Annotated in this window: 21 protein-coding genes and 1 pseudogene; 11 read left to right on the top strand and 11 right to left on the bottom strand. The window is 69.0% G+C overall.

Annotation, left to right across the window (positions count from 1 at the left end; genetic code table 11):
* Positions 1–2 precede the first annotated feature (2 nt).
* From ACH442_RS26780 to ACH442_RS26790, 3 genes are read right to left on the bottom strand one after another with little or no spacing between them, the layout of a single operon-like run.
* On the bottom strand, positions 3–1,370 hold the full coding sequence (locus ACH442_RS26780; RefSeq protein WP_396340861.1) for a glycoside hydrolase family 43 protein: 1,368 nt from the start codon (positions 1,368–1,370) through the stop codon (positions 3–5).
* On the bottom strand, positions 1,370–2,992 hold the full coding sequence (locus ACH442_RS26785) for a glycoside hydrolase family 27 protein (protein WP_396340862.1): 1,623 nt from the start codon (positions 2,990–2,992) through the stop codon (positions 1,370–1,372). The genes ACH442_RS26780 and ACH442_RS26785 overlap by 1 nt, the downstream gene beginning before the upstream one ends.
* A gap of 2 nt (positions 2,993–2,994) precedes the next feature.
* Positions 2,995–4,086: an RICIN domain-containing protein gene (locus ACH442_RS26790; protein WP_396340863.1), complete on the bottom strand. Its 1,092-nt coding sequence runs from the start codon at positions 4,084–4,086 to the stop codon at positions 2,995–2,997.
* Between the two features lie 350 nt (positions 4,087–4,436).
* Between ACH442_RS26790 and ACH442_RS26795 the strand changes: the two genes are divergently transcribed.
* The 4 genes from ACH442_RS26795 to ACH442_RS26810 all read left to right on the top strand — a co-directional run bounded on the left by ACH442_RS26795 (position 4,437) and on the right by ACH442_RS26810 (position 10,458).
* On the top strand, positions 4,437–5,816 hold the full coding sequence (locus ACH442_RS26795) for an endo-1,4-beta-xylanase (protein ID WP_396340864.1): 1,380 nt from the start codon (positions 4,437–4,439) through the stop codon (positions 5,814–5,816).
* A gap of 66 nt (positions 5,817–5,882) precedes the next feature.
* Positions 5,883–7,190, top strand: coding sequence for a cellulose binding domain-containing protein (locus ACH442_RS26800; RefSeq protein ID WP_396340865.1), 1,308 nt, complete (start codon positions 5,883–5,885; stop codon positions 7,188–7,190).
* Between the two features lie 16 nt (positions 7,191–7,206).
* Complete coding sequence (locus ACH442_RS26805) at positions 7,207–8,556, top strand: PHB depolymerase family esterase (RefSeq protein ID WP_396340866.1); 1,350 nt, start codon at positions 7,207–7,209, stop codon at positions 8,554–8,556.
* A 246-nt stretch (positions 8,557–8,802) separates the two neighbouring features.
* Positions 8,803–10,458, top strand: coding sequence for a glycoside hydrolase family 43 protein (locus ACH442_RS26810; RefSeq protein ID WP_396340867.1), 1,656 nt, complete (start codon positions 8,803–8,805; stop codon positions 10,456–10,458).
* A 7-nt stretch (positions 10,459–10,465) separates the two neighbouring features.
* Here ACH442_RS26810 and ACH442_RS26815 read toward each other — a convergent pair whose 3' ends face one another.
* Complete coding sequence (locus tag ACH442_RS26815) at positions 10,466–11,986, bottom strand: alpha-N-arabinofuranosidase (RefSeq protein WP_396340868.1); 1,521 nt, start codon at positions 11,984–11,986, stop codon at positions 10,466–10,468.
* Between the two features lie 226 nt (positions 11,987–12,212).
* On the opposite strand from ACH442_RS26815, the gene ACH442_RS26820 reads away from it, so the two are divergent.
* Genes ACH442_RS26820 through ACH442_RS26830 form a run of 3 tightly spaced genes read left to right on the top strand, consistent with a single transcriptional unit; the run spans position 12,213 to position 15,324 of the window.
* Complete coding sequence (locus ACH442_RS26820) at positions 12,213–13,499, top strand: ABC transporter substrate-binding protein (RefSeq protein WP_396340869.1); 1,287 nt, start codon at positions 12,213–12,215, stop codon at positions 13,497–13,499.
* A gap of 17 nt (positions 13,500–13,516) precedes the next feature.
* Positions 13,517–14,488, top strand: coding sequence for a carbohydrate ABC transporter permease (locus ACH442_RS26825; protein ID WP_396341022.1), 972 nt, complete (start codon positions 13,517–13,519; stop codon positions 14,486–14,488).
* 2 nt (positions 14,489–14,490) lie between these two features.
* Positions 14,491–15,324, top strand: a complete 834-nt coding sequence (locus tag ACH442_RS26830) for a carbohydrate ABC transporter permease (RefSeq protein WP_396340870.1) — start codon at positions 14,491–14,493, stop codon at positions 15,322–15,324.
* Between the two features lie 253 nt (positions 15,325–15,577).
* On the opposite strand, the gene ACH442_RS26835 is transcribed toward ACH442_RS26830, so the two are convergent.
* Entirely contained in the window at positions 15,578–15,943 is a 366-nt protein-coding gene (locus ACH442_RS26835) for a DUF6578 domain-containing protein (protein ID WP_396340871.1), read from the bottom strand.
* Between the two features lie 181 nt (positions 15,944–16,124).
* Here ACH442_RS26835 and asnB point away from each other — a divergent pair, with 181 nt between their 5' ends.
* The 3 genes from asnB to ACH442_RS26850 are packed head-to-tail and all read left to right on the top strand — an operon-like array spanning position 16,125 to position 19,740.
* On the top strand, positions 16,125–17,969 hold the full coding sequence (gene asnB / locus ACH442_RS26840; protein ID WP_396340872.1) for an asparagine synthase (glutamine-hydrolyzing): 1,845 nt from the start codon (positions 16,125–16,127) through the stop codon (positions 17,967–17,969).
* Between the two features lie 38 nt (positions 17,970–18,007).
* Positions 18,008–18,502, top strand: coding sequence for a MarR family winged helix-turn-helix transcriptional regulator (locus ACH442_RS26845; protein WP_396340873.1), 495 nt, complete (start codon positions 18,008–18,010; stop codon positions 18,500–18,502).
* A 53-nt stretch (positions 18,503–18,555) separates the two neighbouring features.
* On the top strand, positions 18,556–19,740 hold the full coding sequence (locus ACH442_RS26850) for a serine/threonine-protein kinase (protein WP_396340874.1): 1,185 nt from the start codon (positions 18,556–18,558) through the stop codon (positions 19,738–19,740).
* An 89-nt stretch (positions 19,741–19,829) separates the two neighbouring features.
* On the opposite strand, the pseudogene ACH442_RS26855 reads toward ACH442_RS26850, so the two are convergent.
* A pseudogene (locus ACH442_RS26855) lies at positions 19,830–19,886 on the bottom strand (hypothetical protein); the annotation flags it as partial.
* Positions 19,887–20,558: 672 nt separating this feature from the next.
* Between ACH442_RS26855 and ACH442_RS26860 the strand changes: the two are divergent.
* On the top strand, positions 20,559–21,341 hold the full coding sequence (locus tag ACH442_RS26860; RefSeq protein ID WP_396340875.1) for a transposase family protein: 783 nt from the start codon (positions 20,559–20,561) through the stop codon (positions 21,339–21,341).
* Here the strand turns inward: ACH442_RS26860 and ACH442_RS26865 are convergent.
* The 5 genes from ACH442_RS26865 to ACH442_RS26885 form a co-directional block, all read right to left on the bottom strand.
* Positions 21,333–21,509: a DUF6959 family protein gene (locus ACH442_RS26865; RefSeq protein WP_396340876.1), complete on the bottom strand. Its 177-nt coding sequence runs from the start codon at positions 21,507–21,509 to the stop codon at positions 21,333–21,335. The two genes, ACH442_RS26860 and ACH442_RS26865, sit on opposite strands and share 9 nt — an antisense overlap.
* Positions 21,510–22,462: 953 nt before the next feature.
* On the bottom strand, positions 22,463–22,984 hold the full coding sequence (locus ACH442_RS26870) for a hypothetical protein (protein WP_396340877.1): 522 nt from the start codon (positions 22,982–22,984) through the stop codon (positions 22,463–22,465).
* A gap of 104 nt (positions 22,985–23,088) precedes the next feature.
* Positions 23,089–23,430: a hypothetical protein gene (locus tag ACH442_RS26875; RefSeq protein WP_396340878.1), complete on the bottom strand. Its 342-nt coding sequence runs from the start codon at positions 23,428–23,430 to the stop codon at positions 23,089–23,091.
* A 378-nt stretch (positions 23,431–23,808) separates the two neighbouring features.
* Positions 23,809–24,273 carry a VOC family protein gene (locus ACH442_RS26880; RefSeq protein ID WP_396340879.1) on the bottom strand — a complete coding sequence of 155 codons (465 nt, stop codon included), beginning with the start codon at positions 24,271–24,273 and terminating at the stop codon, positions 23,809–23,811.
* 196 nt (positions 24,274–24,469) lie between these two features.
* A complete protein-coding gene (locus ACH442_RS26885) occupies positions 24,470–25,333 on the bottom strand; it encodes a helix-turn-helix transcriptional regulator (protein WP_396340880.1) in 864 nt (287 codons plus the stop codon).
* Between the last annotated feature and the right edge of the window lie 88 nt (positions 25,334–25,421).

Genomic DNA, 25,421 nt, shown 5'->3' on the forward strand with positions numbered 1-25,421 from the left:
ACCTACGCGTGGGCGAACCGCCACCAGTCCACGTTGAACAGATAGCCGCTGCCGCCGGTGAACCGCAGGTAGAGGTCCTGAGTGCCGGTGGCGCCGCTGACCGGGCACGTGACGGTGGTCCAGGTCTGCCAGCCGCCCGTCGCCGGCGCGGTGCAGGTGCCGGCAAGAGCGCCGTTGACGTTACCCAGCCGCAGTTCGATCCGCCCGCCCGCCGCGGCGGAGGCGACCCGGGCCGAGAACGAGGTCGCCCCCGAACCGAACGCGACGCCCTTGACCTTGACGTAGTCACCGTTCTCGAGGTAGCCGACGTTCATGCCGCCCTCGCTCGCCCGTTCCGTCTCCACCCCGGAACTCCAGGCGATGGTCTCCGCCTCCTGCCGCACGTACGGATCGAGCGTCCCGTTCTGCGGCGCTCCGGCAGTACTCATATTGATCGTCGGAATGGTGCCGTCGGCGTTGTAATTGAACCTCTCCACAGCGACCGAACGGGTGTATCCTCCACCGCCCGGAAGCGCCCCGTTGTGGTAGAAGAAATACGAGCTGCCGTTGAAGTCGATGACGCCCGGATGATTCGTGAAACTGCTTCCCTGGGTCGGCATCACGGTTCCCCGATAGGTCCACGGCCCGGTCGGCCCGGGTGCGGTGGAATAGCCGATGAACTCCGAGCAGCACTTGGCCGCGAACACGTTGTAGTAGAGGCCGTTGCGCTTGTAGACCCAGGGGCCCTCTTCGTACAGCGTGGGCCGGCTCGTGTTGCCGGTCCGGGTGCCGAACCCGGACGTGGTCAGCGGGATCTGGTTGACTCCGCCGCTGTAGCTGATCATGTCGGCGTTCAGGCGCACGTACCACAGGTTGGGGTTTCCCCAGTAGAGGTAGGCCTGACCGTCGTCATCGATGAAGACCGTCGGGTCGATCTCCCCGTTCTCGGCGAGCGGGTGCCCGAGCGCGTCGGTGAACGGCCCGGTCGGGCTGGTCGCCACGCCCACGCCGATCGCCATCCGCCCGGTCGCGCGGTCGGTGACCGGCACGTACCAATAGAACTTGCCGTTGCGGGCGACGACTTGGCCGGCCCAGGCGTCCGATTTCGCCCAGCTGAACGTGGCCAGGCTCATGGGGGATCCGTGGTCGGTCCAGTTGACCATGTCGGCCGACGAGTAGACCCGCCATTCCTTCATCGTGAAGTAGGTGGAGTTGTCCTCGTCGTGCCCGGTGTAGAGGTAGACCCGGCCGTTGTAGACCAGCGGCGCCGGGTCCGCGGTGTAGATCGTCTGCACGATCGGGTTGTCGGCGTGCGCGGCGACCGGCAGGGCGGCGGTGACCAGCACCATCACGGCCGCGCAGAGAGCGCCGATCAGCGATCTTCTCGACATCAGGCCCGGCTCCATCGCTGGTTGGTGGCGGCGGTGCAGGTCCAGAGCAGGACGAGCGTGCCGTTGGCGGTCAGGTTGTGGTCCACGTCGAGGCAGAGCCCGGAGGCGGTGCCGCGGATCGTGCCGTCCGACTGGAGCGTCCATTGCTGGTTGGTCTGCCCGTTGCAGTCCCAGAGCTGAACCTTGGCCCCGGCGGTGGCGCCGGTCGGCGCGTCCAGGCACTTGCCGAGCGCCTGAAGGCTCTGGCCACTGACCGTCCAGCGCTGGTTGGTGCCGCCGTTGCAGTCCCAGATGACCGGCTGCGTCCCGTTGGCCGTATTTCCGCCGGGTACGTCGAGGCACCGCCCGGAGGAGGCGCTGACCAGCGTGTTGCTCGGCGGCGGAGTGGTGGTCGTCCCGCCGCTGACCCGGTAGACGACCGTGCCGTGCGCGGGGACGCTCGCGCTGATCGCTCCGGTGCTGCTCGTCGTCGCGCCGCTCCACGCGTCCTGCAGCGTGAACGACGTGCCGGACTTGCCGACCGCCGCGGCGGTCGTGGAGATCGTCGTGGTCGAGCCGCCCTGGTTGAAGAGGGCGACCGCGACGTCACCGTTGGAGAGCCGCTTCGCCAGTACGCGACGTGTGCCGTCGAACGAGACCTGGGTCGCCTGCAGGCCGAGCGTGTCCTGGTTGATCGCGATCAGCCGGGAGTTCTTCAGGATGGTCTGGGTGGCCGTGCTCATCGAGCGCAGGTCGTTGCCGGCGATCAGCGGGGAGGCCATCATCGCCCAGAGCGCGAAGTGGCTGCGCTGCTCGGTGTCGGTCAGTCCACCGCGGCCGACCTCCATCATGTCCGGGTCGTTGAAGGCTCCGGGCCGGGCGTAACCGGCCAGCGGCACGGTCACGTCGACGATGTTCTTCACCCCCATGGGATAGCCGTTGGTCTGGCCGCTGTCCCACATGTCCTGGATGTCCTCGGTGGTGCGCCAGATGTTGGCGACGTCGCCCCAGTTACGCTGCGGACCGGTCTTGGAGTGGACGCTGTTCGAGTTGATGCTGTACAGGATCGGCCGGCCGGTGGCGGCGAGCGCGTCGCGCATCTTGGCGAACGTGGTGACCTGGTCGTTGATCGTGCCGGTCGGCGAGCACCAGTCGTACTTGAGGTAGTCGACGCCCCAGGCGGCGAACTGCCGGGCGTCCTGTGCCTCGTGGTTCAGGCTGCCGGTGGCGCCGGGGTAACTGTTGAAGTACTGCGCGCACGTCTTGTCCAGCGGGCCCTGGTAGATACCGAACTTCAGGCCCTTGCCGTGCAGGTAGTCGCCGAGCGCCTTCATGCCGCTCGGGAACCGGGTCGGGTCGCCCTGCAGGTTGCCGGCGGAGTCACGGTTCGGGTTGAACCAGCAGTCGTCGACGACGACGTACTGGTAGCCGAGATCGCGCATGCCGCTGCTGACCATCGCGTCGGCCATGCCGCGGATCAGGCTCTCGCTGATGTTGCAGCCGAAGGTGTTCCAGCTGTTCCAGCCCATCGGCGGGGTCCGCGCGACCCCGTTGTCGAGGGCCTGGGCCGGCGTGCCCGGCAGCGCGGCCACGGCGCCGCCGAGCAGCAGCAATCCCGCAGCGAGCAGATTTCGCAGCTTCATGTTCATCGCCTCGTCCAGAGCTGGTTGGTGGCATTGGTGCAGGTCCAGAGCCCGACGGCGGTGCCGTTGGCGGTGGCTTTCCCGGTGACGTCCAGGCACAGACCCGACTGCACGTTGCGGATCGTGGACCCCGACGTGAACGTCCACTGCTGGTTGGCGGCGCCGCTGCAGTCCCACAGCTGGGCCTTGCTGCCGGCGGTCGCCCCGGTCGGCGAGTCCAGGCACTTGCCCAGCGACCGCAGGGTCGACCCGCCGTAGGCCCACTGCTGGTTGGCCGCGCCACTGCAGTCCCAGATGATCGGCTGGACGCCGTTGGTGGTGCTGCTGCCCGGCACGTCCAGGCAGCGGCCGGACCCGGTGCCGACCAGCGCGGTGCCGGTGCCGGTGGCCGGGTCACCGATCGTGCCCGGCACCGAGCGCAGCGCCGAGTACCAGGTCGCGGCCATCTTGTCGTAGCCGCCGGCCGTCGGGTGGATGCCGTCGGTCAGGTCGCCGGTGGTGAGCGCGGCGTGCATGTCGACGAGGTGGAACCGGGAGCCCTTGCCGCTCACGATGCCGGGCAGGGCCGCGTTGAAGGTCCGGGCCGCGGCCTCCTGACCGGAATTGGCCAGCGGGATGAGCGTGGCCACGAAGACGTCGGCCGACGGCACGGCCGCCTTGATGTGGTCGAGAAGGGTGGACAGCCGGCTCGGGGCGCCGCTCACGTTGTAGTTCTGCAGGATGTCGTTGGTGCCGATGTGCAGCAGGATCGTGCGCGGGGTGGTGGCTCCCAGCCAGCCGCTGAGGTTGGCGTCGATCTGATCGATCCGCCAACCGGGGTGGCCCTCGTGGTCGTGGTCGCCGAGCGCGGCCGGCCCGTTGAACTGCGATCCGACCAGATCGACGCGGTAACCGGCGCCGGCCATGCGCTGCCACAGGCCGATCCGATACCCGCCGGGCACCTGCGTGCCTTCGGTGATCGAATCGCCGAGCGGCATGACGCGGGTTCCGCCGTTGGACTCGGCGAGCGCCGCACCGGGCTGAATCATGACACCGGCGGCGGCGAGGAGTGTGGCGAGGAGTGTGGCGAACAACCACCGTCTTCTTCTGGGCATGGCGATGCGCCTCCCTGACTTCTGGTGGAACCGGGGGATGCGCTGTTATCGCTCACACGCCGTTTCAGGCGGGGAAAAGATCAGGGATGGGAGCGCTAACAGCTTGACTTGGAAGATTGCCAGGATGTTTCCTGACATTCAAGACGGTCTTTGAGCGACCCGCTCGGGGCCCTCGGCATAACACTTCCGCCGCGACGAATTTCCGCCCTGGCGCAGGACCCGTCCCGCAGGAACTGTTATGTCGATCGCGGGCCGATGGTCGTGTTTGCCTTTCCGCGAAACCCGCTGGCAACATTGGCCACCATCACTGGGAACGCTCCCAAACCTTGCCCCCGAAAGGTTTCCCCACCATGCCAATCCTCAAGAGAAGCCGCTCCCTGCTGCTGGCCTCGGCCGCAGCCGCCGTGGCCGTCGCGGCCAGCGTCGCCGTGATCGGCTCGGCCGAGGCCGCCAGCACACTCGGCGCCTCGGCCGCACAGACCGGCCGCTACTTCGGTGCGGCGATCGCCGCCGGCAAGCTCGGCGACGGCACGTACACCGGCATCCTGAACCGCGAGTTCAACGCGGTCACGCCCGAGAACGAGATGAAGTGGGACGCCACCGAGCCCTCCCAGGGCCGGTTCACCTACACCAACGGCGACCGCATCCTCAACCAGGGCATCTCCATGGGCGCCAAGGTCCGCGGCCACGCCCTGCTCTGGTACCAGCAGGAGCCGGGATGGGCCCAGTCCATGTCCGGCTCGGCGCTGCGCAGCGCCATGATGAACCACGTCACCCAGGTCGCGACCCACTACAAGGGCAAGATCTACGCCTGGGACGTGGTGAACGAGGCGTTCGCCGACGGCGGCAGCGGCGCCCGGCGTGACTCCAACCTGCAGCGCACCGGCAACGACTGGATCGAGGCCGCGTTCAAGGCAGCCCGCGCCGCCGACCCGAACGCCAAGCTCTGCTACAACGACTACAACACCGACGGGGTCAACGCGAAGTCGACCGGCGTCTACAACATGGTCAAGGACTTCAAGTCCCGCGGTGTGCCGATCGACTGCGTCGGCTTCCAGTCCCACCTGGGCACCAGCATCCCCGGCGACTACCAGGCCAACCTGCAGCGCTTCGCCGACCTCGGCGTCGACGTGCAGATCACCGAGCTCGACGTCGCGCAGGGCGGCAACCAGGCCGGCATCTACGCGAGCGTGACCCGCGCCTGCATGGCCGTGTCCCGGTGCACCGGCATCACGGTGTGGGGCATCCGCGACAGCGACTCGTGGCGCACCGGGGAGAACCCGCTGCTGTTCGACAACTCCGGCAACAAGAAGGCCGCGTACACCTCGGTGCTCAACGCCCTCAACGCCGGCGGCACCACCACGTCGCCGTCGCCGTCGTCGCCGTCGCCGTCCCCGTCGTCGCCCTCCCCGAGCACCAGCACGTCGCCGCAGCCCGGTGGCGCGTGCAGCGCGTCGGTGTCGCTGAACTCGTGGACCGGCGGGTTCGTCGCCACCATCAAGGTCACCGCGGGGTCCGCGGCGCTCAGCGGCTGGAACGTCAGCGTCGCCTTGCCCTCGGGCAGCGCTGTGACCAGCACGTGGAGTGCCACCAACACCGGCACCACCGGCACGGTCGGCTTCCGCAACGTCTCCTACAACGGACAGCTCGCGGCCGGCGGCACCACCGAGTTCGGCTTCCAGGGCACCGGCACCGGTCCCACCGCCACGCCGGTCTGCTCCGCGGCCTGATCCTCTCCCCCACGATCCGCTCCCGGCGCCGGCCGCCACCGGCCGGCGCCGGGGAAGGGAACCACGATGTCCCGACGAAAACTCGCGCCACTGACCGCTCTCGCCGCCGCCCTGGCGATCGCCACCGCGATGCTCACCGGTGTCCTCGGTGGCGTCGCTTCCGCCGCGCCGACCGGTGCCGCGGCCACCACCGCCGGGTGCGGCAAGGCCCCGACGCTGACCAGCGGCACCCGCACCATCAGCAGCGGCAACCAGAACCGCACCTACATCCTGCGGATTCCGGACGGCTATGACCGGACCCGCCCGTACAAGCTGATCTTTGCCTTTCACTGGTTGAACGGCACCGCCCAGAACGTCTCGAGCGCCGGTTACTACGGATTGCAGGGACTCTCGAACAACAGCGCGATCCTGGTCGCGCCGCAGGGCATCGACAACGGCTGGGCCAACACCGGCGGGCGCGATCTCACCCTGGTGGACAATCTGACCGCGCTGATCGAGGGCGACCTGTGCGTCGACACCTCGCAGGTGTTCGCGACCGGCTGGAGTTACGGCGGCGCGATGAGCTACGCCGTGGCGTGCGCCCGGCCGGCCGTCTTCCGGGCGGTCGCGGTCCTCTCCGGGGCCAACCTCAGCGGCTGCTCCGGAGGCACCCAACCGGTCGCCTACCTGGGGATTCACGGCATCCACGACAGCGTCCTGGACATCTCGCTGGGCCGCTCGCTGCGCGACACGTTCGTGCGCAACAACGGCTGCGCCGCGCAGAACCCGCCGGAACCCGCCCGCGGCAGCCTGACACACATCGCCACCTCGTACACCGGATGCCGCGCCGGCTATCCGGTGCGATGGATCGCGTTCGACGGCGATCACACGCCGGAGCCCGTGGACGGTTCGACGAGCACCAGCGGCGCCCGGACCTGGGTCGGCGGCGAGATCTGGAACTTCTTCTCGCAGCTGCCCAGCACGACGACGACCTCACCGTCCGCGTCGGTCTCGGCCTCGGCTTCGGCTTCGGTCTCCGTCTCACCGTCGGTCTCGGTCTCACCGTCCGTCTCGGTCTCACCGTCGACCGGGCCCGGCGGGTGCGCTGCCGCGTACCGGGTGGTCAACAGCTGGCAGGGCGGTTTCCAGGCCGAGGTCACCGTGTCGAACAGCGGCTCGGCGGCCACCACCGGATGGCGGGTCAGTTGGACGCTGCCGGCCGGCCAGTCCGTGAGCCAGGTCTGGAACGGCTCGCTGACCACCAGCGGCAGTACCGCCACGGTCACCAACGCGAGCTACAACGGCGCGCTGGCACCCGGCGCGGCCACGACGTTCGGCCTGCTCGCCAACGGCAGTTCCGCGTCGACGCCCACCCTCGCCTGCACGCTCGCCTGAACGACGGAAGGAAGACATGAGACGCCATCTTCGCGCCGCGCTCGTCGCGGCGCTGGTGCCACTGATCGGGATCGCGGTCCTGCTGTTCGCCCGGCCCGCCGCTGCCGCCTCGCTCAGCCAGGTGACCGGCTTCGGGAACAACCCGACGAACCTGAAGATGTACGCCTACGTGCCCGACCGGGTGGCGGCGAAGCCGGCGCTGCTCGTGCTCGTGCACTACTGCGGCGGCTCGGCCTCGGCGATCGCCGGTGGCAACGGTAAGGACTATCTGACCGCCGCCGACCGGTACGGCTTCGTCGTCGTGCTGCCGGAGGCGACCCGTACCGAGAAGTGCTTCGACGTCTCCAGCCCGCAGGGGCTGCGCCGGGACGGTGGCAGCGACTCCACCGGGATCAAGTCGATGGTCGACTGGGCTCGCGCGCGGTACAACGTGGATCCGGCGCGGATCGTGGTCAGCGGCTTCTCGTCCGGGGCCATGATGACCAACGTGCTGGCCGCGCAGTACCCGGACGTGTTCTCCGCCGCGTCGGCCTTCTCCGGGGTGCCGGCCGGCTGCTTCGCCACCACCAACGGCTCGCTCTGGAACAGCACCTGTTCCGGCGGGAACCTGATCAAGTCGGCGCAGCAGTGGGGTGACCAGGCCCGGGCGATGTATCCCGGATACACCGGCGCTTACCCGCGGATGCAGCTGTGGCACGGCACGACCGACACCACCCTCGCCTACCCGAACTTCGGCGAGGAGATCAAACAGTGGACCAACCTGCACGGGCTGAGCCAGACGCCCGCGTTCACCGATCACCCGCAGTCGTCCTGGACCCGCACCCGGTACGGCGCCACCGGCACCCGGGCGACGGTCGAGGGCATCAGCATCGCCGGGGTGGGCCACGCCCTTCCGATGGCGGGGCAACTCGCGTACGCCATCTCGTTCCTGGGCCTGGACGGCACCACCACGCCGTCGTCGCCGGCCTCGCCGTCCACACCGGTCTCGCCGTCCACCCCCGTCTCGCCGTCCACGCCGGTCTCGCCGTCGAGCAGCCCGCCGGTCACCGCGGCGTGCACGGTGACCAGCTCGGTCAGCGCCTGGAGCAACGGCCTGACCGTCAACCTCACGATCGGCAACACCGGCACCAGCACGATCAACGGCTGGTCGCTGGGATTCACGCTGCCCACCGGGCAGACGATCACCGGTGGCTGGAACGCCACCTACACGCCCGCGACGGGCGCGGTGACCGCCCGCAACGCCTCCTACAACGCCACTATCGCACCGGGCAGCACGGTCACCGCCGGCTTCCAGGCGACCCACACGGGCAACGCCGGGGCGCCGACCGGATACACGCTCAACGGGAGCCCTTGCACGGCTTCGTAAGTTTCGGAAACATTGTCAGCGGACTTTCGTGAAGTCCAAAAAACAGTGACGGAATGCGATGGGAGCCGGGAGTCGGAGTGGCCTCTAGCTGCTCGGACTCCCGGCTTCTGTCTGCCTCTGAGCGACCCGGTATTTCCGTTTCAATTCCGGAAGTTGTTGACAGCGTTACCGTTTCCGGGTGACGATCGCGCCATGGTGGACCGGGACGGCCGCCAATCCCTCGCCACCGATCAGCGGAGGTTCCGCATGACGATCGTCAAGGCCACTGCCGCCTCCGCCGAAGTCGCCGGGAGCGGCGACGGCGTGATCCGCAACCCGGTGCTGCCGGGCTTCCACCCGGATCCGTCGATCCTGCGGGTCGGCACCGACTACTACATCGCGACGTCCACCTTCGAGTGGTATCCAGGGGTGCGCCTGCACCACTCGACCGACCTGGTCCAGTGGGAGCCGCTCGGCGGGGCGCTGGGCGAGCGACGGCTCCTCGACCTCACCGGGACGGCCGACTCGTGCGGGGTCTGGGCGCCGAACCTGACCTGGTACGACGGGCAGTTCTACCTGCTCTACGCCGACGTCGGCACGTTCGCCGGTGGCTACTGGGACCCGCAGAACTACCTGGTCACCGCGCCCGACATCAACGGCCCGTGGTCGGATCCGGTCGTCCTGCACGGCCGCGGCTTCGACGCCTCGCTGTTCCACAACGACGACGGCACGACGTGGATGCTGTCGATGCGCGCCGACTGGCGTCCCGGACGCGACCGTTTCGCCGGGATCTCCCTGCAACGGTACGACCGTGAGGAGCGCCGCCTGGTCGGCCCCGAGCACGTCATCTTCGAGGGCACCGGGGCCGGCCTCACCGAGGCGCCGAACATCTACCGCCACGACGGGTGGTACTACCTGGTCACCGCCGAGGGCGGCACCAGCTGGGAGCACCAGGTGACCGTGGCCCGGTCGCGGCACCTGCTCGGGGAGTACGAGGTGGACCCGGCCGGCCCGATGCTGACCTCGATGGGCCGTCCCGATCTGACCCTGCAGAAGGCCGGGCACGGCAGTCTGGTGCGCACCCCGCAGGGCGAGTGGTACCTCGCGCATCTGGCGGCTCGCCCGTACCAGCAGGGCAATCGTTGTGTGCTGGGCCGCGAAAGCGCTCTGCAGAGAGTGGACTGGCCGGCCGGCGGGTGGCCGCGCATTCCGGACGGCGTGCCGGCCGAGCAGGTCCCGGCTCCGGCCGGCGTGACCCTGACGCCGCCGCGGGTCTCCAGCGAGCAGTCCGAGGACGATCACTTCGACGCGCCGGTGCTCGGGCCGAACTGGTCGACGCTGCGCCGCCCGGCGACCCCGGACTGGGTCGACCTGTCCGCCCGCCCGTCGCACCTGCGGATCCACGGCGGGCAGTCGCCGATGACCCGGCGCCGACCGAGCCTGGTGGCCCGCCGGGTGACGGCGCCGAGGTGCACGTTCGAGGCGACCCTCGACTTCCGGCCGGGCAGCTACCGGCAGCTGGCCGGCATCACCGCCTACTACAACACCCGCAACTGGTACTACCTGCACGTGACCGCCGACGACGACGGCGCGGCGGTGCTCGACGTGCTGTGCTGCGACAGCGGGCGGGTCAGTGTGCCCCCGGGCGTGCGGGTTCCGCTCGGCGACGTCCACCGGGTGGGCCTGCGCGCGCGCCTGGACGGGCCGGACCTCACGTTCGCCTGGACCGCCGGGACGGACTGGCAGGAGATCGGCGGCCGGTTCGACGCCACCACCCTGTCCGACGAGTACGCCGCGACGGCCGCCCCCGGCGAGCCCCCGGCGTGGGGGTTCACCGGCGCCTTCGTCGGCCTCTGGGTTCAGGACCTGGGGGCCGAGGGCGGCTACGCCGACTTCGACCGGGCGGCCTTCCACACGGACTGAGCGGGGATCAGAGCACGCCGCTCACCGTCACGAACGAGTGGGGCGGCAGGTGCACTCGCAGCGTGCTCCCGGTCACCGACACCCGGTCGTACGGCCGGGGCACGACCGTCGACGGCGCCTGCGGCGTGTTGTGGTCCTGCAGCAGGCCCGCCGTCAGGATCGTCGCGTCAGCCGTCCCGATCGTCCCGCCCCGCAGGTCGATCGTGATGTCGACGGCGGTGGTGGCGTCCAGGTTCGACAGGGACAGCAGCAGGCGGCCGTCCTTGCGGCTGGCAGACGCCGAGACGGTCGTCAGCGTCGCGTCGCCGACCGGGCGGGACGGCAGCGCGGTGCGGAAGTCGACACGCAGCGACGTCGCGTCCTGGTGGTCGCGGTTCATCCGGAAGACGTGGTAGGTCGGGGTCAGCACCATGGCCTTCGCGTCCGGATCGGTGAGGATCATGGCTTGCAGCACGTTCACGGTCTGCGCGATGTTGGCCATCACCAGCCGGTCGGCGTGCCGGTGGAAGACGTCGAAGTGGACGCTCGCCACCAGGGCGTCGCGCAGCGTGTTCTGCTGGTACAGGAAGCCCGGGTTGGTGCCACGCGCCACGTCGAACCAGGTGCCCCACTCGTCCAGGACCAGGCCGACGCTGCGGGTGGGGTCGTAGCAGTCCATCACCGCGGCGTGGCCGGCCAGCACCTCCTCGACGCGGGCCGCGGCCACCATCGTCGTGTAGTACTCCCCGGTGTCGAAGACCGTGGCCGAGCCCTTCTCCTCCCACGTCGGGCCGGTGACGGTGTAGTAGTGCACCGACAGGGCGTGGTAGGCCGTGCCGGCAATGTGCCGGCAGCCCAGGTGGCCGAGCTGCTTCATCAGGGTCTCGGTCCAGGCGTAATCGGTGCCGTTGGCGCCCGCGGCGATCTTGTACAGCCGGTTGTCGCCGTAGTCGCGGCTGTAGGTGCCGTACCGCCGGGCCTCCTGGGCGTAGTGCTCGGCGGTCATGTTGCCGCCGCAGCCCCACGCCTCGTTGCCCAGACCCCAGAAGCGCACCCGCCACGGCTGCTCGCGGCCGTTCGCCCGGCGCAGGCGGGCCATCGGTGAGTCGCCGTCCCGGGTCAGGTACTCGACCCACTCGCTCATCTCGCGCACCGTGCCCGAGCCGACGTTGCCGCTGATGTACGGCTCGGCGCCGAGCATCTCGCACAGGGCCAGGAACTCGTGGGTGCCGAAGTGGTTGTTCTCCTCCACCCCGCCCCAATGGGTGTTGACCATGACCGGCCGCTGATCCTTCGGCCCGACGCCGTCGCGCCAGTGGTACTCGTCGGCGAAGCAGCCGCCGGGCCAGCGCAGGTTCGGGATGTTCAGGTCGCGCAGGGCCTCGACGACGTCCAGACGGAGACCGCCCACGTTCGGGACGTCCGGGTCGTCGCCGACGTAGAAGCCGCCGTAGATGCAGCGGCCGAGATGCTCGGCGAAGTGCCCGTAGACGTGGCGGTTGATCCGTGGGCCGTCGAGGTCCACGTTGATGACAGCTTCGATGGTCAATCGGTTGCCTTTCCTCCGATAATTTCGGAACGAATCTCGCAACTATCGAAGACAGCGCGCAGGGCATCGAGCGGACGCGTGCCACTCAACCCAAGGCGATCTTCCCGCCCTTTCCCCCGTGTTTCGTCCCCGTCAATATCTTGACATCTCTATGACCTGCTTCATAGTTTGAGCGCCCACCTTCCGATAAAAACCCGAAACTTTCGCTCACGAGAGGTCGGCTTTCATGACACCCAAGAGGACCCTCGCCGTGGCCGCCGCGCTGGCTCTGAGCACGCTGGGCCTGACCGCCTGCTCGGGCGGCGACGACGGATCGAGCTCCGGCGGCAACGTCACGATGGAGCTGTGGCAGAACTCCACCACCGGGCCGGGCAAGGCGTTCTGGCAGAAGACGGTCGCCGACTTCCAGGCCGCCCACCCGACCGTCAAGATCAATATTCAGTCGATCCAGAACGAGGACCTCGACGGCAAGCTGCAGACCGCGCTCAACTCCGGCTCCGCGCCCGACATCTTCCTGCAGCGCGGCGGCGGGAAGATGGCCGCGATGGTCGAGGCCGGCCAACTCAAGGACGTCACCGGCGCCCTCAGCGCCGAGACCAAGCAGGCGATCGGCGACGCCGCGCTCAAGAACGCACAGGTCGACGGCAAGGCGTACGCGGTTCCGGTCTCGATTCTGCCCGGCGGCCTCTGGTACAGCCAGGACCTGTTCAAGGCGGCCGGCGTCACCACGCCACCGGCCACCCTGGACGACCTCAACGCCGCGGTGACCAAACTCAAGGCCAAGGGCACCCCGATCGCGCTCGGTGCGAAGGACGCGTGGCCGGCCGCGCACTGGTTCTACTTCTTCGCGTTGCGCGCCTGCAGCCAGGCCACTCTCGACGCCACCGCGAAGAGCAAGACCTTCGACGACCCGTGCTGGACCACGGCCGGTGAGCAGCTCAAGGCGTTCGCCGACACCAAACCGTTCAACGACGGCTTCCTGACCACCCCGGCGCAGCAGGGTGCGGGCAGTTCGGCCGGGCTGCTCGCCAACCACAAGGCGAGCATGGAGCTGATGGGCGCCTGGGACCCGGGTGTGATCGCGTCCCTCACCAAGGACACCAAACCGCTGCCCGACCTGGGCTACTTCCCGTTCCCCGCGGTGCCCGGCGGCCAGGGCGACCCGGCCGCGGTGATGGGCGGCGCCGACGGTTACTCCTGCTCGGCCAAGGCACCCAAGGAGTGCGGCGACTTCCTGAACTACATCGTGACCAAGGACGTGCAGGAGGCGTTCTACAAGGCGTTCAACTCGCTGCCGGTCAACAAGCAGGCCCAGGGCGCCATCAACGAGCCGTACCTCAAGGCGGTTCTCGACGCCTACAACAAGGCGCCGTACGTGTCCCAGTGGCTCGACACCCTGTACGGCCAGAACGTCGGCAACGCGTTGAACGTCGGCGTGGTGAATCTGCTGGCCGGCAAGGGTGACGTCGCCGGGATCATCAAGGCCGTCAACGACGCGGCCAAGAAGGGCTGAGAGTGACCGGCAGTCTCGTGGTCACCGATCACGTACGCGACGGGGGTGGCGTGCAGCCGCCACCCCCGGCACGTCCCCGGCGGCGGGGCATCGGCTGGGCGCAACGCCTGGAGATCCTGCTGCTGTCCGGCCCGGCCGTCCTGATCTTCCTGGGCTTCGTGGTCACCCCGGTCCTGATCGCGGTCTACCTCGGCCTCTACCGGTGGAAGGGTTTCGGGCCACCGACCAACTTCGTCGGCCTCGACAACTACGTCACGATCCTGCACGACACGGCATTCTGGGAAGCGCTCCAGCACAACGGCATGATCCTCGTGCTGTCGCTGGTGTTCCAGGGGCCGATCGCGGTCCTCCTCGCGCTGCTGCTCAACCGCAAGATCCGGGGACGATCCGTCATCCGGGTGCTGATCTTCGTCCCGTACGTGATCGCCGAAGTGATCGTCGGGACCGCGTGGGCATTGATGCTGCAGACCAACGGGGCGGTCAACGACGTACTGCGATCGATCGGTCTCGGCGGTCTGGCGCAGGACTGGCTGGCGAACCCGAAACTCGCCATCTGGACCCTGATGTTGATCCTGACCTGGAAGTACGTCGGCTTCGCGGTGATCCTGTTCCTGGCCGGCATGCAGAACATCCCGGAGGAGCTGGCCGAGGCCGCCGCCGTCGACGGCGCGTCCTACTGGCAGACCCAGTGGCGGATCACGCTGCCGCTGCTCGGGCCGACCATCCGGATCTGGGCGTTCCTGTCGATCATCGGGTCCCTGCAGTTGTTCGACCTGGTCTACATCATCTGGGGCCAGTACGTCTCGTCGACCGCCGGCACCTCGACGATGGTCACCTACCTGGTCAACGAGGGTCGCAACGCCGGCAACTACGGCTACGGCAACGCCGTCGCGGTGGTGCTCTTCGTCGTCACGATGGCCATCGCGCTGCTGTACCAGCGTTTCGTTCTGCGCCGGGACACCGAGGGCGCGCTCACCGGAGGACGGTAGACATGGCCGGCAGGAACGACAACAGCTGGGGCCACCCGGGCATCTACGCCGGGGCCCTGCTACTGATCGGCGTGATGCTCGGGCCGGTCGTCTACATCATCATCGGCGGGTTCCGGACCAACGCGCAGATCACCACCGACCCGGCCGGTCTGCCCGACCCGTGGGAGACCGCCAACTACACGAACGTGCTGGGCGGCAGCAGCTTCTGGCGTCAGGCCGGCAACTCGACGATCGTCGCGGTGGCCACCACGCTCGCGGTGGTCCTGCTCGGTGTGATGGCCAGTTACGTCCTGGCCCGCTACCGCTTCCGTGGCCGCGGGGCGATGTACGCCCTGTTCGCCGCCGGCCTGATGTTCCCGGTGACGGTCGCCATCACCCCGGTCTACATCCTGGTCAAGAGCCTGGGAATCGTGAACACGCTGCCCGGGGTGATCCTTCCGCAGATCGCGTTCGCGCTGCCCACGACGATCATCATCCTGGTGCCGTTCCTGCGGGCGATCCCCCGGGAGATCGAGGAGGCCGCGGCCATCGACCGGTGCAGCCGGCTCGGGTTCTTCTGGCGGATCGTGATCCCGCTGTCGGTGCCCGGCCTGGTCACCACCGGGATCCTGGCGTTCGTCAACAGCTGGAACAGCTACCTGCTCCCGCTGTTCATCCTCAACGACTCGGATTCGTTCACCCTGCCGCTGGGCGTGCAGGCGTTCTCGTCGGAGTACTCGGTGGACACCGCGAAAGTGCTGGCGTTCACGTCGCTGTCGATGATCCCGGCGCTGGCGTTCTTCAGCCTCTTCGAGCGCCGCATCGTGGGTGGTCTCACCGGGGCCGTCAAAGGGTGACGGTGCCGGCCGGGCCGGCCGCGGCGGTCGGCGCCACGGTGGTCGCCGAGGGCATCGAGACCGCCGCGGACCCGACGGCCCTCGCCGATCCGGGGGTCGAGCTGGGTCAGGACCGGCTCTTCGATCGGGCGGTCGGGGCCGCCGGCCCGCCCGACGGAGACACGCTCGCGCCGGCCGGGATACGCGCTCGCGCCGGCCGGACGGTGAGCCCACCGGAAGGTGGCTGCCCGGCGACCACCGCGGCAAACGGCCGTCACACCTCCAGGTCGACCAGGAAGCCCTCGAACGTCAGCTCCCCGCGGTTCGCGGCGCCGCGTTCGGCGTCGGCCACGTCGGTGAGCACACCCGAACCCCGTACGGTGCCGGTCTGCGGATCGGTCTTCCAGTGAACTGCCTGGATGCGGGCGACGGTGCCGCTCGCCGGCTCGATCACCATGTCGGTGTGGCTGTGGTGATACTGGAACGCATCCACCCCGGCCGCGACGTCGGGGCCCAGAGCCTCGCTCAGCCAGGCCGTGTCGATGTCGCGCCGCAGTTCCCAGGTCACCTGAGAACCCGGCTGGAACGGCTCGCCACAACAGTTCCAGTCCGCTCGGTCAATCCACACCGTGATCTGCACGTCGACAGAGTGCCCACGACCGGATGCGAATAAGCCACCTGATCGACGTCCTGATCCGAACCGCCGGAAGGTTTCCGGCGCAAGCCCCTTGACGTTGATTGTCTGTAATGTCACCAAGCGTTGCCAGCCCAGCACGCATCGACTACTGCTGAGATGACGATCGATGCGTAGGAGGTCGCTTGTGTGCGGAATCGTGGGCTGGATCAGCTACCGGCGGGACCTGCGGCACGAAGGGGCAGTCCTGCGGGCCATGACCGCGACGATGAGTCTGCGCGGCCCCGACGCCGAGGGCATCTGGCTCGATCAGCACGCCGGGCTCGGTCATCGCCGGCTGTCGGTGATCGACCTGGAGACCGGCGCCCAGCCGATGACGGTCGAGCACGACGGCGCGACGATCGCCGTGGTCACCTACAGCGGCGAGATCTACAACTACCGCGAGCTGCGGGCCGAGCTGCGCACTCTGGGCCACGAGTTCCGGACGACCAGCGACACCGAGGTGCTGCTCCGGGCCTACCTGCAGTGGGGTGCCTCCTTCGTCGACCGGCTCAACGGGATGTACGCGTTCGGCCTGTGGGACCCGCGCGAGCAGGCGCTGCTGCTGGTCCGCGACCGGATGGGGATCAAGCCGCTGTACTACTACCGGCTGCCCGACGGGGTGGTCTTCGCCTCCGAGCCCAAGGGCGTGCTGGCCCATCCGCAGGTGCCGGTCGTGCTCGACAGCGACGGCCTGCGTGAGCTGCTCAGCATGACCAAGACGCCGGGGCACGGGATCTACCGGGGTCTGCGCGAGGTGCTGCCGGGCGAGGTGATCCGCGTCGACCACGCCGGGCTGCACCCCCGCCGGTACTGGACGCTGACCGCCCGGGAACACACCGACGACCAGGAGACGACCGTCCGGACCGTACGGGGTCTGCTCGACGACATCGTCGAACGGCAACTGGTCGCCGACGTGCCGGTCGGTGTCCTGCTCTCCGGCGGTCTGGACTCCTCGGCGATCACCGCGCTGGCCGCGAAGACGCTCGGCGCGGAGGCGGTGCGCTCGTTCGCGGTGGACTTCGTCGGCCAGACCGAGAACTTCCGCGCCGACGAGATGCGGGCGACGCCGGACGCGCCGTACGTGCGGGACGTGGCCCGGCACGTCGGCGCCGACCACGCCGACATCGTCCTGGACTCGCCGGCGCTGATGGACCCGCTCTACCGCAGCGCGGTGCTGACCGCGGCCGACCTGCCGTCGGCCATGGGCGACATGTACACCTCGCTCTACCTGCTGTTCCGTGCCGTCCGGGAACGGTCGACGGTCGCCCTGTCCGGGGAGGCCGCCGACGAGGTGTTCGGCGGGTACCGCTGGTTCCACGACCCGGCCGTGATCGCCGCCGACACGTTCCCCTGGGTCGCCGCGATCCGGGCGCTCTCCCCCGGGCCCGAGCTACCGCTGTTCACCCCGGACCTGACCGCGGACCTCGACCTGACCGGTTACCAGGACGCGGCGTACCGGCAGGCGCTCGGCGAGGTCGACCACCTGCCCGGCGAGTCGCCGGGCGACCACCGGATGCGCGAGATCAGCTACCTGCACCTGACCCGCATGGTGCAGCTGCTGCTCGACCGCAAGGACCGGATGAGCATGGCCCACGGGCTCGAGGTCCGGGTGCCGTTCTGCGACCACCGTCTGGTCGAGTACGTCTACAACGCGCCCTGGTCGCTGAAGACCTTCGACGGCCGGGAGAAGAGCCTGCTGCGGGCGGCCACCGCCGACGTGTTGCCGGCCTCGGTGGTGAACCGCCGCAAGAGCCCCTACCCCTCCACGCAGGACCCGGCCTACGAGGAGATGCTGCGCGCGCAGACCCGGACCGTGCTGGACGACCCGAACTCGCCGCTGCGCCCGCTGATCGACGACGAGGCCGTCCGGAAACTCACCACGGGCGGTTACGAGGGCGACTCGTTCGGGGCGGGCCGCCGTGGCATGGAGATGATCCTCAGCCTCGACGAGTGGCTGACCCGGTACCCGGTGAGCCTTCAGCTGGACTGAGGCACCGGTCACCGGTCGCCCGGCAGTAACCTGGCCGGATGGCTGAATCCGACTTCCTCGACCCCAAGCAGCTCGGGGCCTACTTCGCGCTGATGGAAGCGGTCAGCCTGCTCCAGCACGAAGTGGAGAAGCAGCTGCGAGCCGAGGGCGACCTGAGCTGGATCCAGTTCCAGCTGCTGGCCCGGCTCGCCGACGCCGAAGGCCGGCTCACCATGACCGAGCTGGCCGACGGCGTGGTCTACAGCCGCAGCGGGCTGACCTACCAGGCCGGGCTCCTGGAAAAAGCCGGGCTGATCACACGCGGACCCAGCCCCGACGACGAGCGGGCCACGCTGGTCACCATCACCGAGGCCGGGGCCGCCCTCGTCGCGCGAGTGCTGCCCGGTCACGTGCAGGTGGCTCGCAGCCTGCTGTTCGACCCGCTCAGCGACACCGACGTGGACCGGCTCGGTGACCTGATGACCCGGATCCGGGCACACATGCGGGGACTGCCGCCTCGCTCGGCGGCGCCGCGCAGACGCCGTACGGCATAATTTGTGATCTTCGATCGGGTTTCGGCGGGCGGCACACGGGAACCGAAGACGCCGTGAAGTGCGGAGACCTGATCGACGGCCGCTACCGGCTCAGCGAACGCCTCGGGCAGGGCGGTATGTCGGTGGTCTGGCGCGCGGACGACGAAAGCCTCGGCCGCGAGGTCGCCGTCAAGATCCTGTCGCCGGCCCTCGCCGGTGACCCGGCGTTGCGGCAGCGGATCCAGGCCGAGGCACGCGCCGCCGCCGGGCTCTGGCACCCCGGCATCGTGGCGGTCTACGACTACGGCGAGTTGACCGAGGCCGGGCAGGTTCTCTCGTACGTCGTGATGGAGCTGGTCGAAGGCCGGTCGCTCAACGACATGCTCAGCGGCGGCCCGCTCGCATGGCCGATGGCGGTGCTGATCGGCGCCGAGGTGGCGGCCGCGCTCGCCGCGGCGCACCGGGCCGGCATCGTGCACCGGGACGTGAAACCGGGCAACGTCATGGTCGGCGCCGCCGGGATCAAACTGGTCGACTTCGGCATCTCGGCGACCGTCGGAGAACTCGACGGGCAGGACGGGATGGTGCTGGGCACGCCCGCCTACCTGGCGCCGGAGCGGATCGCGGGTGGGCCGGTGCGGCCGGCTACCGACGTCTATGCGCTCGGGCTGCTGCTCTACCGGTCCCTGGCCGGTCGGCTGCCGTGGCAGGTGTCGACCGTGACGCAAATGCTGAAGGCGCACGTCTACACGAGCCCGGCGCCGTTGCCGACGGTGGACGGGCTGCCGGGCGAGGTGGTCGGGCTGCTCGGACGTTGCCTGGCGAAGAAGCCCGGGGAACGTCCGTCGTCGGCGGAGATCGCTCAGGTGCTCGGGGAGATCAGCGGCCGGCGGGAGCCCGAAGGGGCCCGTTCCCTGACGTTCGCACTCCGCCGGCCGGTGCTGGTCGGGGCGGCGGCGGCCACCGTGCTGGCGTTGAGTGCCTCCTGGTGGACGCTGGGCGGTGACCCGTCTCCGGCACCGCAGGCGGCCTCGGCCGCCACTGGCTCTCCCGCCGCACCGCCGCCGACGACGACAACGACGACGACCGTGCAGGCCACAGTCGTCCGGCAGGTGGTGGAGCACAGCGACGCGCGGGTCCCGGCCACACCGACGCAGGCGAAACCAGCCGGCCCGGCGCTCAAGCTTCCGACGCCGCCGAAGCTTCCCAAGGCGTTGAAGCATCCCAAACCGCCGAAGCCTCGCCACGGCCACCCGTAAGCTTGTCGTTCAACCGGTCCGGCAGGCTCGGTGCCCTTCTTGTGGCAGAACGAGCGCTGCGGACTGCAGTTGCCGTCCGGGCGCAGCCACGGCGAGACGTCCACCGCGAGGACCAGGCGGCCGTCCGCCGGCCGCGGGAGCGGCAAGCCGGCCAGCAGCCGGCGCAGCGACTCGACGTCGATGCGCCCGCGTCGAGCGCGTCATACAGGGCGTCGTGGCCCCACCGGTGCTGCGGAGCAAGCGACAACCCGACCAGTGTCTTGACCGGCCCATCGGTGCACAACAGCGCGTCGGCCAGCTCGAACACGCGCCCGCCCGCCGAGTCATGCATCGGTAGAGCTGCTCACGGAGCTCCGCCAACACATCGATCGTTTCCGCCGTATTCGTCACGACCGCAATAACGATCATCGATAGGCGCGGACACGGCTCCGCAGGCGCCAGCACGCCGAAGCGTCACCTACCCGGGCGCCAGATGACGCTGGGTCACCGTCGGTCGGCTCGGCAGCGGGACCCTACGAGTGCACGGATTTGCCGAGTTGAGTGTGTCGTGCCGGCGCCGATCAGCGCCGCTCGGTCAGTGAAAGTACGGTCGCTTGATGCCGCGTTCTTCAAGTGCGGCTTCGTAGAAGTGCAGAATTTCCGTTATCTCCCTGGCAACATATTCGAGGTCATCGAGCACATCAGCATCGTCAACGAGCCATTTTCATCCTGCCTGAGCAGGTCACGGTGGGTAGCGGCGGCCGGAAGTCGACATAGGACGAGGCTCCCGGTAAGACAGCAGTCGACCAAGATCCGATGCCCCAACCGGGAGCCTCGCCGTGTTGTCCTACCCTGCCGCGATTCGGTTGTCCACTCGCAGCCTGAACCACCTCGCCGGCCTCATCCGGGCCCACCGTGACCAGCGCAGGTCACGGTGGCGGCGCCTCGATCCCGGCCGGCAAGCGCTGCTCGCCCTGGCCCACCTGCGCAACGGTGACACCCTGGCCCGTCTGGCCTGCGGATTCGAGGTCGGAGTGACGACGGCCTGGCGGTACGTCCGCGAGGCCATCAACCTGCTCGCCGCCACCGCCGACGACCTCGACAAGGCCATGAGCAGGATCCGGCTGCTGGCGTACGTGATCCTCGACGGCACCCTGATCCCGATCGATCGAGTCGCCGACCAGAAGCCCTACTACTCGGGCAAACACCGCCGCCACGGCGTAAACGTGCAGGTCATAGCCGACGCGGCAGGTCGGCTCGTCTGGGCATCACCAGCACTGCCCGGCGCCGTTCATGACCTGACCGCCGCCCGCACCCACGCCATCATCGAGGCCTTGACCAGCGCGAAGGTAATGACGTTCGCCGACAAGGCCTACCAAGGCGCCCGCGGCAGCATCCGGACACCGTTCAAAAGACACCGCTACCGGCCGAAGCTCACGGCCTGGCAGAAGACGGTCAACCGGGCTCACGCCCGGATCCGAGCCATCGGCGAACGAGCCAACGCCACCCTCAAGACCTGGCAAATCCTGACCAAGCTCCGCTGCAGCCCTCACCGGGCAACCGCAATCGTGCAGGCCATCCTCGCTCTCCACTACGTAGAGCACCCGACCTACTCAGGATGAAAACGGCTCAACGGTGCCCCGCAACCGGCCGACCGACTGCGTGATCTGCCGTTGCAGCGCGGCGAAGGTATCGCCTTGGATGTGAATTCCCGGGAAGGCACGGCCATCCAGCTGCGTTACCGCGAGGTTCCCGCCACACGCCAATACATGCGCCTGTTCGTCACTCACCCACCGATGATCGCACTGCATCGCAGATTTCGTCCCCGCGCGAGGCTTTCGAAAATGCCGAGTGGTGCTCCCTACGGGACGAGGCGGCCAGGTTCTGTCCCGCGGATAATGCGTAGCGATCATGGATGACCAGGTTGACGCCACCATCGTGCGCGCCCACCAGGACGCCGTCGGCGCCGCTGAAAGGGGCTGACCGTCACCGAGACGCAGGCACGCGAAAGCATCGGCCGGTCCCGCGGCGGGCTGACCACGAAGATCCACACCCTGGCCGACGGACGCGGCCGGTCCCTGGCACCCTCATCACGCCAGGTCAGGCCGCTGACACCCGGCAGCTGATCCCGCTGCTCGAACAGGTCCGCGTGCCCCGGCCCGGTGGTGCCGACCGGCCCCGTACCCGGCCCGTATCGGTCACCAGTGACAAGGCCTACTCGTCACGGGCGAACCGCCAAGCCCTGCGCGGTAAGCGAATCCGCGCGACGACCCCGGAACCCAACGACCAGATCGCCAACCGGAAACGCCGCGGCTCTCGCGGCGGCCGCCCACCGCTTTCGATCCCGACGCCTACCGACGCCGCAACCAAGTCGAACGCGGCTTCAACCGGCGCAAACACTGGCGCGGGCTGGCGACCAGGTTCGACAAACTCGGTGTCGACTGCCAGGCCACTCTCGACCTGGTCGAGATGCTCGACTGGCTACGCGCGGTCCCCGACGGACATGATCCGCGGGACAGAACCTAGCCGCGTCGGCGTTGAGGCTGCGGCCCCACAGCAGCCAGCTCACGTAGTCATTGCCGACGATATGCTCGCGTTGATCGGCGAGGGCACCGACCGCTACCTGTTCCTGGCCTCAGATTCATACCGAACAGCAGTTCGTCGGCCTTCCCGCCGCTGAGACGACGCGGGCCACGCCGGCGAAGCCTGGTCTGACCGGTAGGTCAGACCAGGCGTCGGTTGACTAGTACGGCAAACCCATGCCGCGACGGATCGGAGCCGTCGTGCCCGGGTCCGGCAGGGTCATGATGCTGAGGAATCCGTCCCAGGTCGTCGCACCGATGAGCAACCGCTCGTCCAGCGACATCATCACGAACCCCGGGCGTCCCGGGGGACCGCCGAGAACACCATGATCCGTGCCGGCCCCGATGACGTCCCACTCGTCCATCAGACGCACGCGCGCCCAGTGCGGCCGGGCCGGCACCTCGCCGTCCTCCGGACCGACCGAGACGAGGAAGTCGCGGTCGTCACCGAACAGACCGCCGCCCTCCGCGAGGCGCCACCACGCGGCGTTGGCGTTCGCCACCAGATCGGGGTCGCCGAACAGGATCACGGCATCGTCTCGGCCGTCGGCCCCCGAGGATCCGGAGAGATTCCAGGCGGCGGACGCCGGCACCGTCACCGCGTCCCAACGAAAATCCAGCACCTCGATTCCCGAGGTCCGCAGCGAAGCGGTGATGGCCATCGCGTTCTTCACAGTCAGCATCGTCCACCTTCCCCCGCCGCTGAGACGACGCGGCTCCTACCCGACGTGGAGTCGGGCCGCAGCCTCGAATATCGGAGGACGTCAGCCTTCAGGCGGGCATGATGTCATCCATCGCCCTGCGCATCGCACAGCACCGACGTTTCTACACCGACCATGGTTCCGTCGGCCAGGCCCGCTTCCTCTGCTTCTGTCAGATCACCTTGGGAACGCAGATACTGCGCGGTGGTGTCCCCGGTGATCCGGTCGACCAGCACCTGGCACTTCCCGGTGTCATCGGTCCGGCCCACCCCGGACGCGACCCGTTGAGAAGTGCCGACCGACGAACCGTTCGCAACATTGTCCTGAAATGTCAGCTCCGGCCCGGACACCGCCGTGGCAACGTCCACGTTGGCCGGGCCGACGTAGAAACCGTCAGCGGCACCCAGTTGAGCCCGGCCATCTCCCACGTGCCCGGAAACCGGCGACGCGAATCTGATCGCGGTCCCGCTCCGATTCGTTCGGCCCGAGGACCCCGCAGGCCGACAATCCGACCAGCGCGACCAACACGGCGACGCCCGCTACCCGCACGTATACACCCCTGCGTCACAGATCAGCTGATTACTATTTGCCGCAGAGAACGCGCGTTGGGTTCCCGTCGCTGCTCTCGTCCAGCGCTGGTCGGAACGCGCCGTAGTCATCCTTGATGACGCAGCGCCCTCGTCCGCAGCAACCTCGGGGTGGAGCCGGAGGTTAAACGGCATGCTGAGACCGAAGGCCGCCTCTGGGAATGCGCGGATTCACCGAAGAACGGATTGTCTGCGCTGGTTGGGCATGACCCCGCTACCTCATGAACGCGTCTCCGTGAACCACGCGTCATGGGCAGCTTGCATGCCGTCGTCTGACGAACCGGTCGACTGGAAGAGCTTCCACGCGTACCCGTACGGGTCCTCGAGCTCGGCGTATCTCTCGCCCCACGGTGCGTCCGCCGGAGCGGAAGTGATGACGCACCCGGCGACCCGGCACTGACGCGCCGTCTCGTCGACATCGTCGACCTCGAGTCCGATGACGACGCCAAGCCCCCGCGGGCCGGCCTTCGTCTGCCGTTCCCGCGGGCTGTCCGGGAACGGCATTCCTACCAGGGCGTCGACCAGCAACTGCAGCGGTCCCCGGCGCAGGATCGCCATCACGACACCGCCATCGGCACCCGGAACGGTCCCCACCGGGACGAAACCGAGGGTTTCGTACAACGTCGCGGCGGCGGTCACGTCATTGACTCGTAGTCCCACCCGCACCGGCGGCTCACTGCTCACGGTCGCGACGGTACACGGCGTACAAGCGCGCATCTGCCGCACACAACGCGCGCTGGGTCCAGTCGCTGCCCACGCCCAGCACACCGGGGGGCGGGCACCGTGGTCACCCTTGCCGACGTAGGATTCTCGTCCGCACGGACGTCGGGGCAGAGCCGGAGGTCAGACGGCACACCGACGCGGGTCTCGGACCGAGAGCTCACCGGGTGAAGCGGGTCGCGTGCAGGGACGCCAGGAGCGCCAGCCGGTCCGCGCCGGCGCTGCCCGGCTCGGCGGTGAAGACCAGCATGACCGGCCCCGGGTTGCCCGGCAGCGGATAGGTGTCCCAGTCCAGCACGATGTCGCCCACCTCGGGCACCTGGAACGTCTTGGTCCCGCGGACCGACTCGCGGATGTCGTGCCGCGCCCACAGCCGCCGGAACTCGGGGCTGCGGATGCTCAGCTCCCCGATGATCGCGGTGGCCCGCGGGTGGGTCGGGTCGGCGGCCACGGCGGCGCGCATCATGCCGATGTAGTCGAGGGCCTGCCGCTCCCAGTCCCGGCAGGTGCGCCCGCCGGTCAGCGTGTCCTCGAAGATCAGTAGGAGCATGTTGAGCCGCTCGGGCGGGAGGCCGTCCGGGTCGCCGAGCAGCGCCTCGGCCATCGGGTTCCAGTCGAGCAGGTCGAGGTGCCGGCCCAGGACGACCGCCGGGGTGTCCATCACCCGCAGCAGTCGCCGGGTGCTGTCCGGCACCTGTTCCCGGCCGCGGTCGACCCCGGTGGGCGCCGGCCGGCGGGCGGCTCGGGCCAGGGCGAACATGTGTCGCCGGTCCTCGTCGTCGAGGCCGAGCGCGACGGCGAGCGCGTCGAGGACGGTGTCGGACGGGCGCACCTGCCGGGCCTGTTCCATCCGCTGGTAGTAGTCCGTGCTGAGGCCGGCCAGCAGGGCCAGTTCCTCACGCCGCAGCCCGGTGACCTTGCGCCGGCCGCCCGGTTCCAGGCCGACGTCGTGCGGGCGCAGCTGGCTGCGCCGGGCGCGCAGGAAGTCGGCGAGCTCACGAGCGTACGGGTTCGGGCTGCTCATGCCGAAAGTGTGCCCCGCGCCGGACGCCCGAAGGTAGGTCCCGCAGTCCTAGGCAACGATGTGCGACGGAACCCGCCCTGATCGCCTC

It is taken from the genome of Actinoplanes sp. NPDC020271, assembly GCF_044388125.1.
Classification (GTDB): Bacteria; Actinomycetota; Actinomycetes; order Mycobacteriales; family Micromonosporaceae; genus Actinoplanes.

Bases quoted from the DNA above. Each gene is read 5' to 3' on its own strand.
- ACH442_RS26885 (WP_396340880.1), bottom strand. From the start codon at position 25,333: ATGAGCAGCCCGAACCCGTACGCTCGTGAGCTCGCCGACTTCCTGCGC.
- ACH442_RS26830 (WP_396340870.1), top strand. From the start codon at position 14,491: ATGGCCGGCAGGAACGACAACAGCTGGGGCCACCCGGGCATCTACGCC.
- ACH442_RS26780 (WP_396340861.1), bottom strand. From the start codon at position 1,370: ATGTCGAGAAGATCGCTGATCGGCGCTCTCTGCGCGGCCGTGATGGTG.
- ACH442_RS26785 (WP_396340862.1), bottom strand. From the start codon at position 2,992: ATGAAGCTGCGAAATCTGCTCGCTGCGGGATTGCTGCTGCTCGGCGGC.
- ACH442_RS26845 (WP_396340873.1), top strand. From the start codon at position 18,008: ATGGCTGAATCCGACTTCCTCGACCCCAAGCAGCTCGGGGCCTACTTC.
- ACH442_RS26810 (WP_396340867.1), top strand. From the start codon at position 8,803: ATGACGATCGTCAAGGCCACTGCCGCCTCCGCCGAAGTCGCCGGGAGC.
- ACH442_RS26805 (WP_396340866.1), top strand. From the start codon at position 7,207: ATGAGACGCCATCTTCGCGCCGCGCTCGTCGCGGCGCTGGTGCCACTG.
- ACH442_RS26790 (WP_396340863.1), bottom strand. From the start codon at position 4,086: ATGCCCAGAAGAAGACGGTGGTTGTTCGCCACACTCCTCGCCACACTC.
- ACH442_RS26800 (WP_396340865.1), top strand. From the start codon at position 5,883: ATGTCCCGACGAAAACTCGCGCCACTGACCGCTCTCGCCGCCGCCCTG.
- ACH442_RS26795 (WP_396340864.1), top strand. From the start codon at position 4,437: ATGCCAATCCTCAAGAGAAGCCGCTCCCTGCTGCTGGCCTCGGCCGCA.
- ACH442_RS26820 (WP_396340869.1), top strand. From the start codon at position 12,213: ATGACACCCAAGAGGACCCTCGCCGTGGCCGCCGCGCTGGCTCTGAGC.
- ACH442_RS26870 (WP_396340877.1), bottom strand. From the start codon at position 22,984: ATGCTGACTGTGAAGAACGCGATGGCCATCACCGCTTCGCTGCGGACC.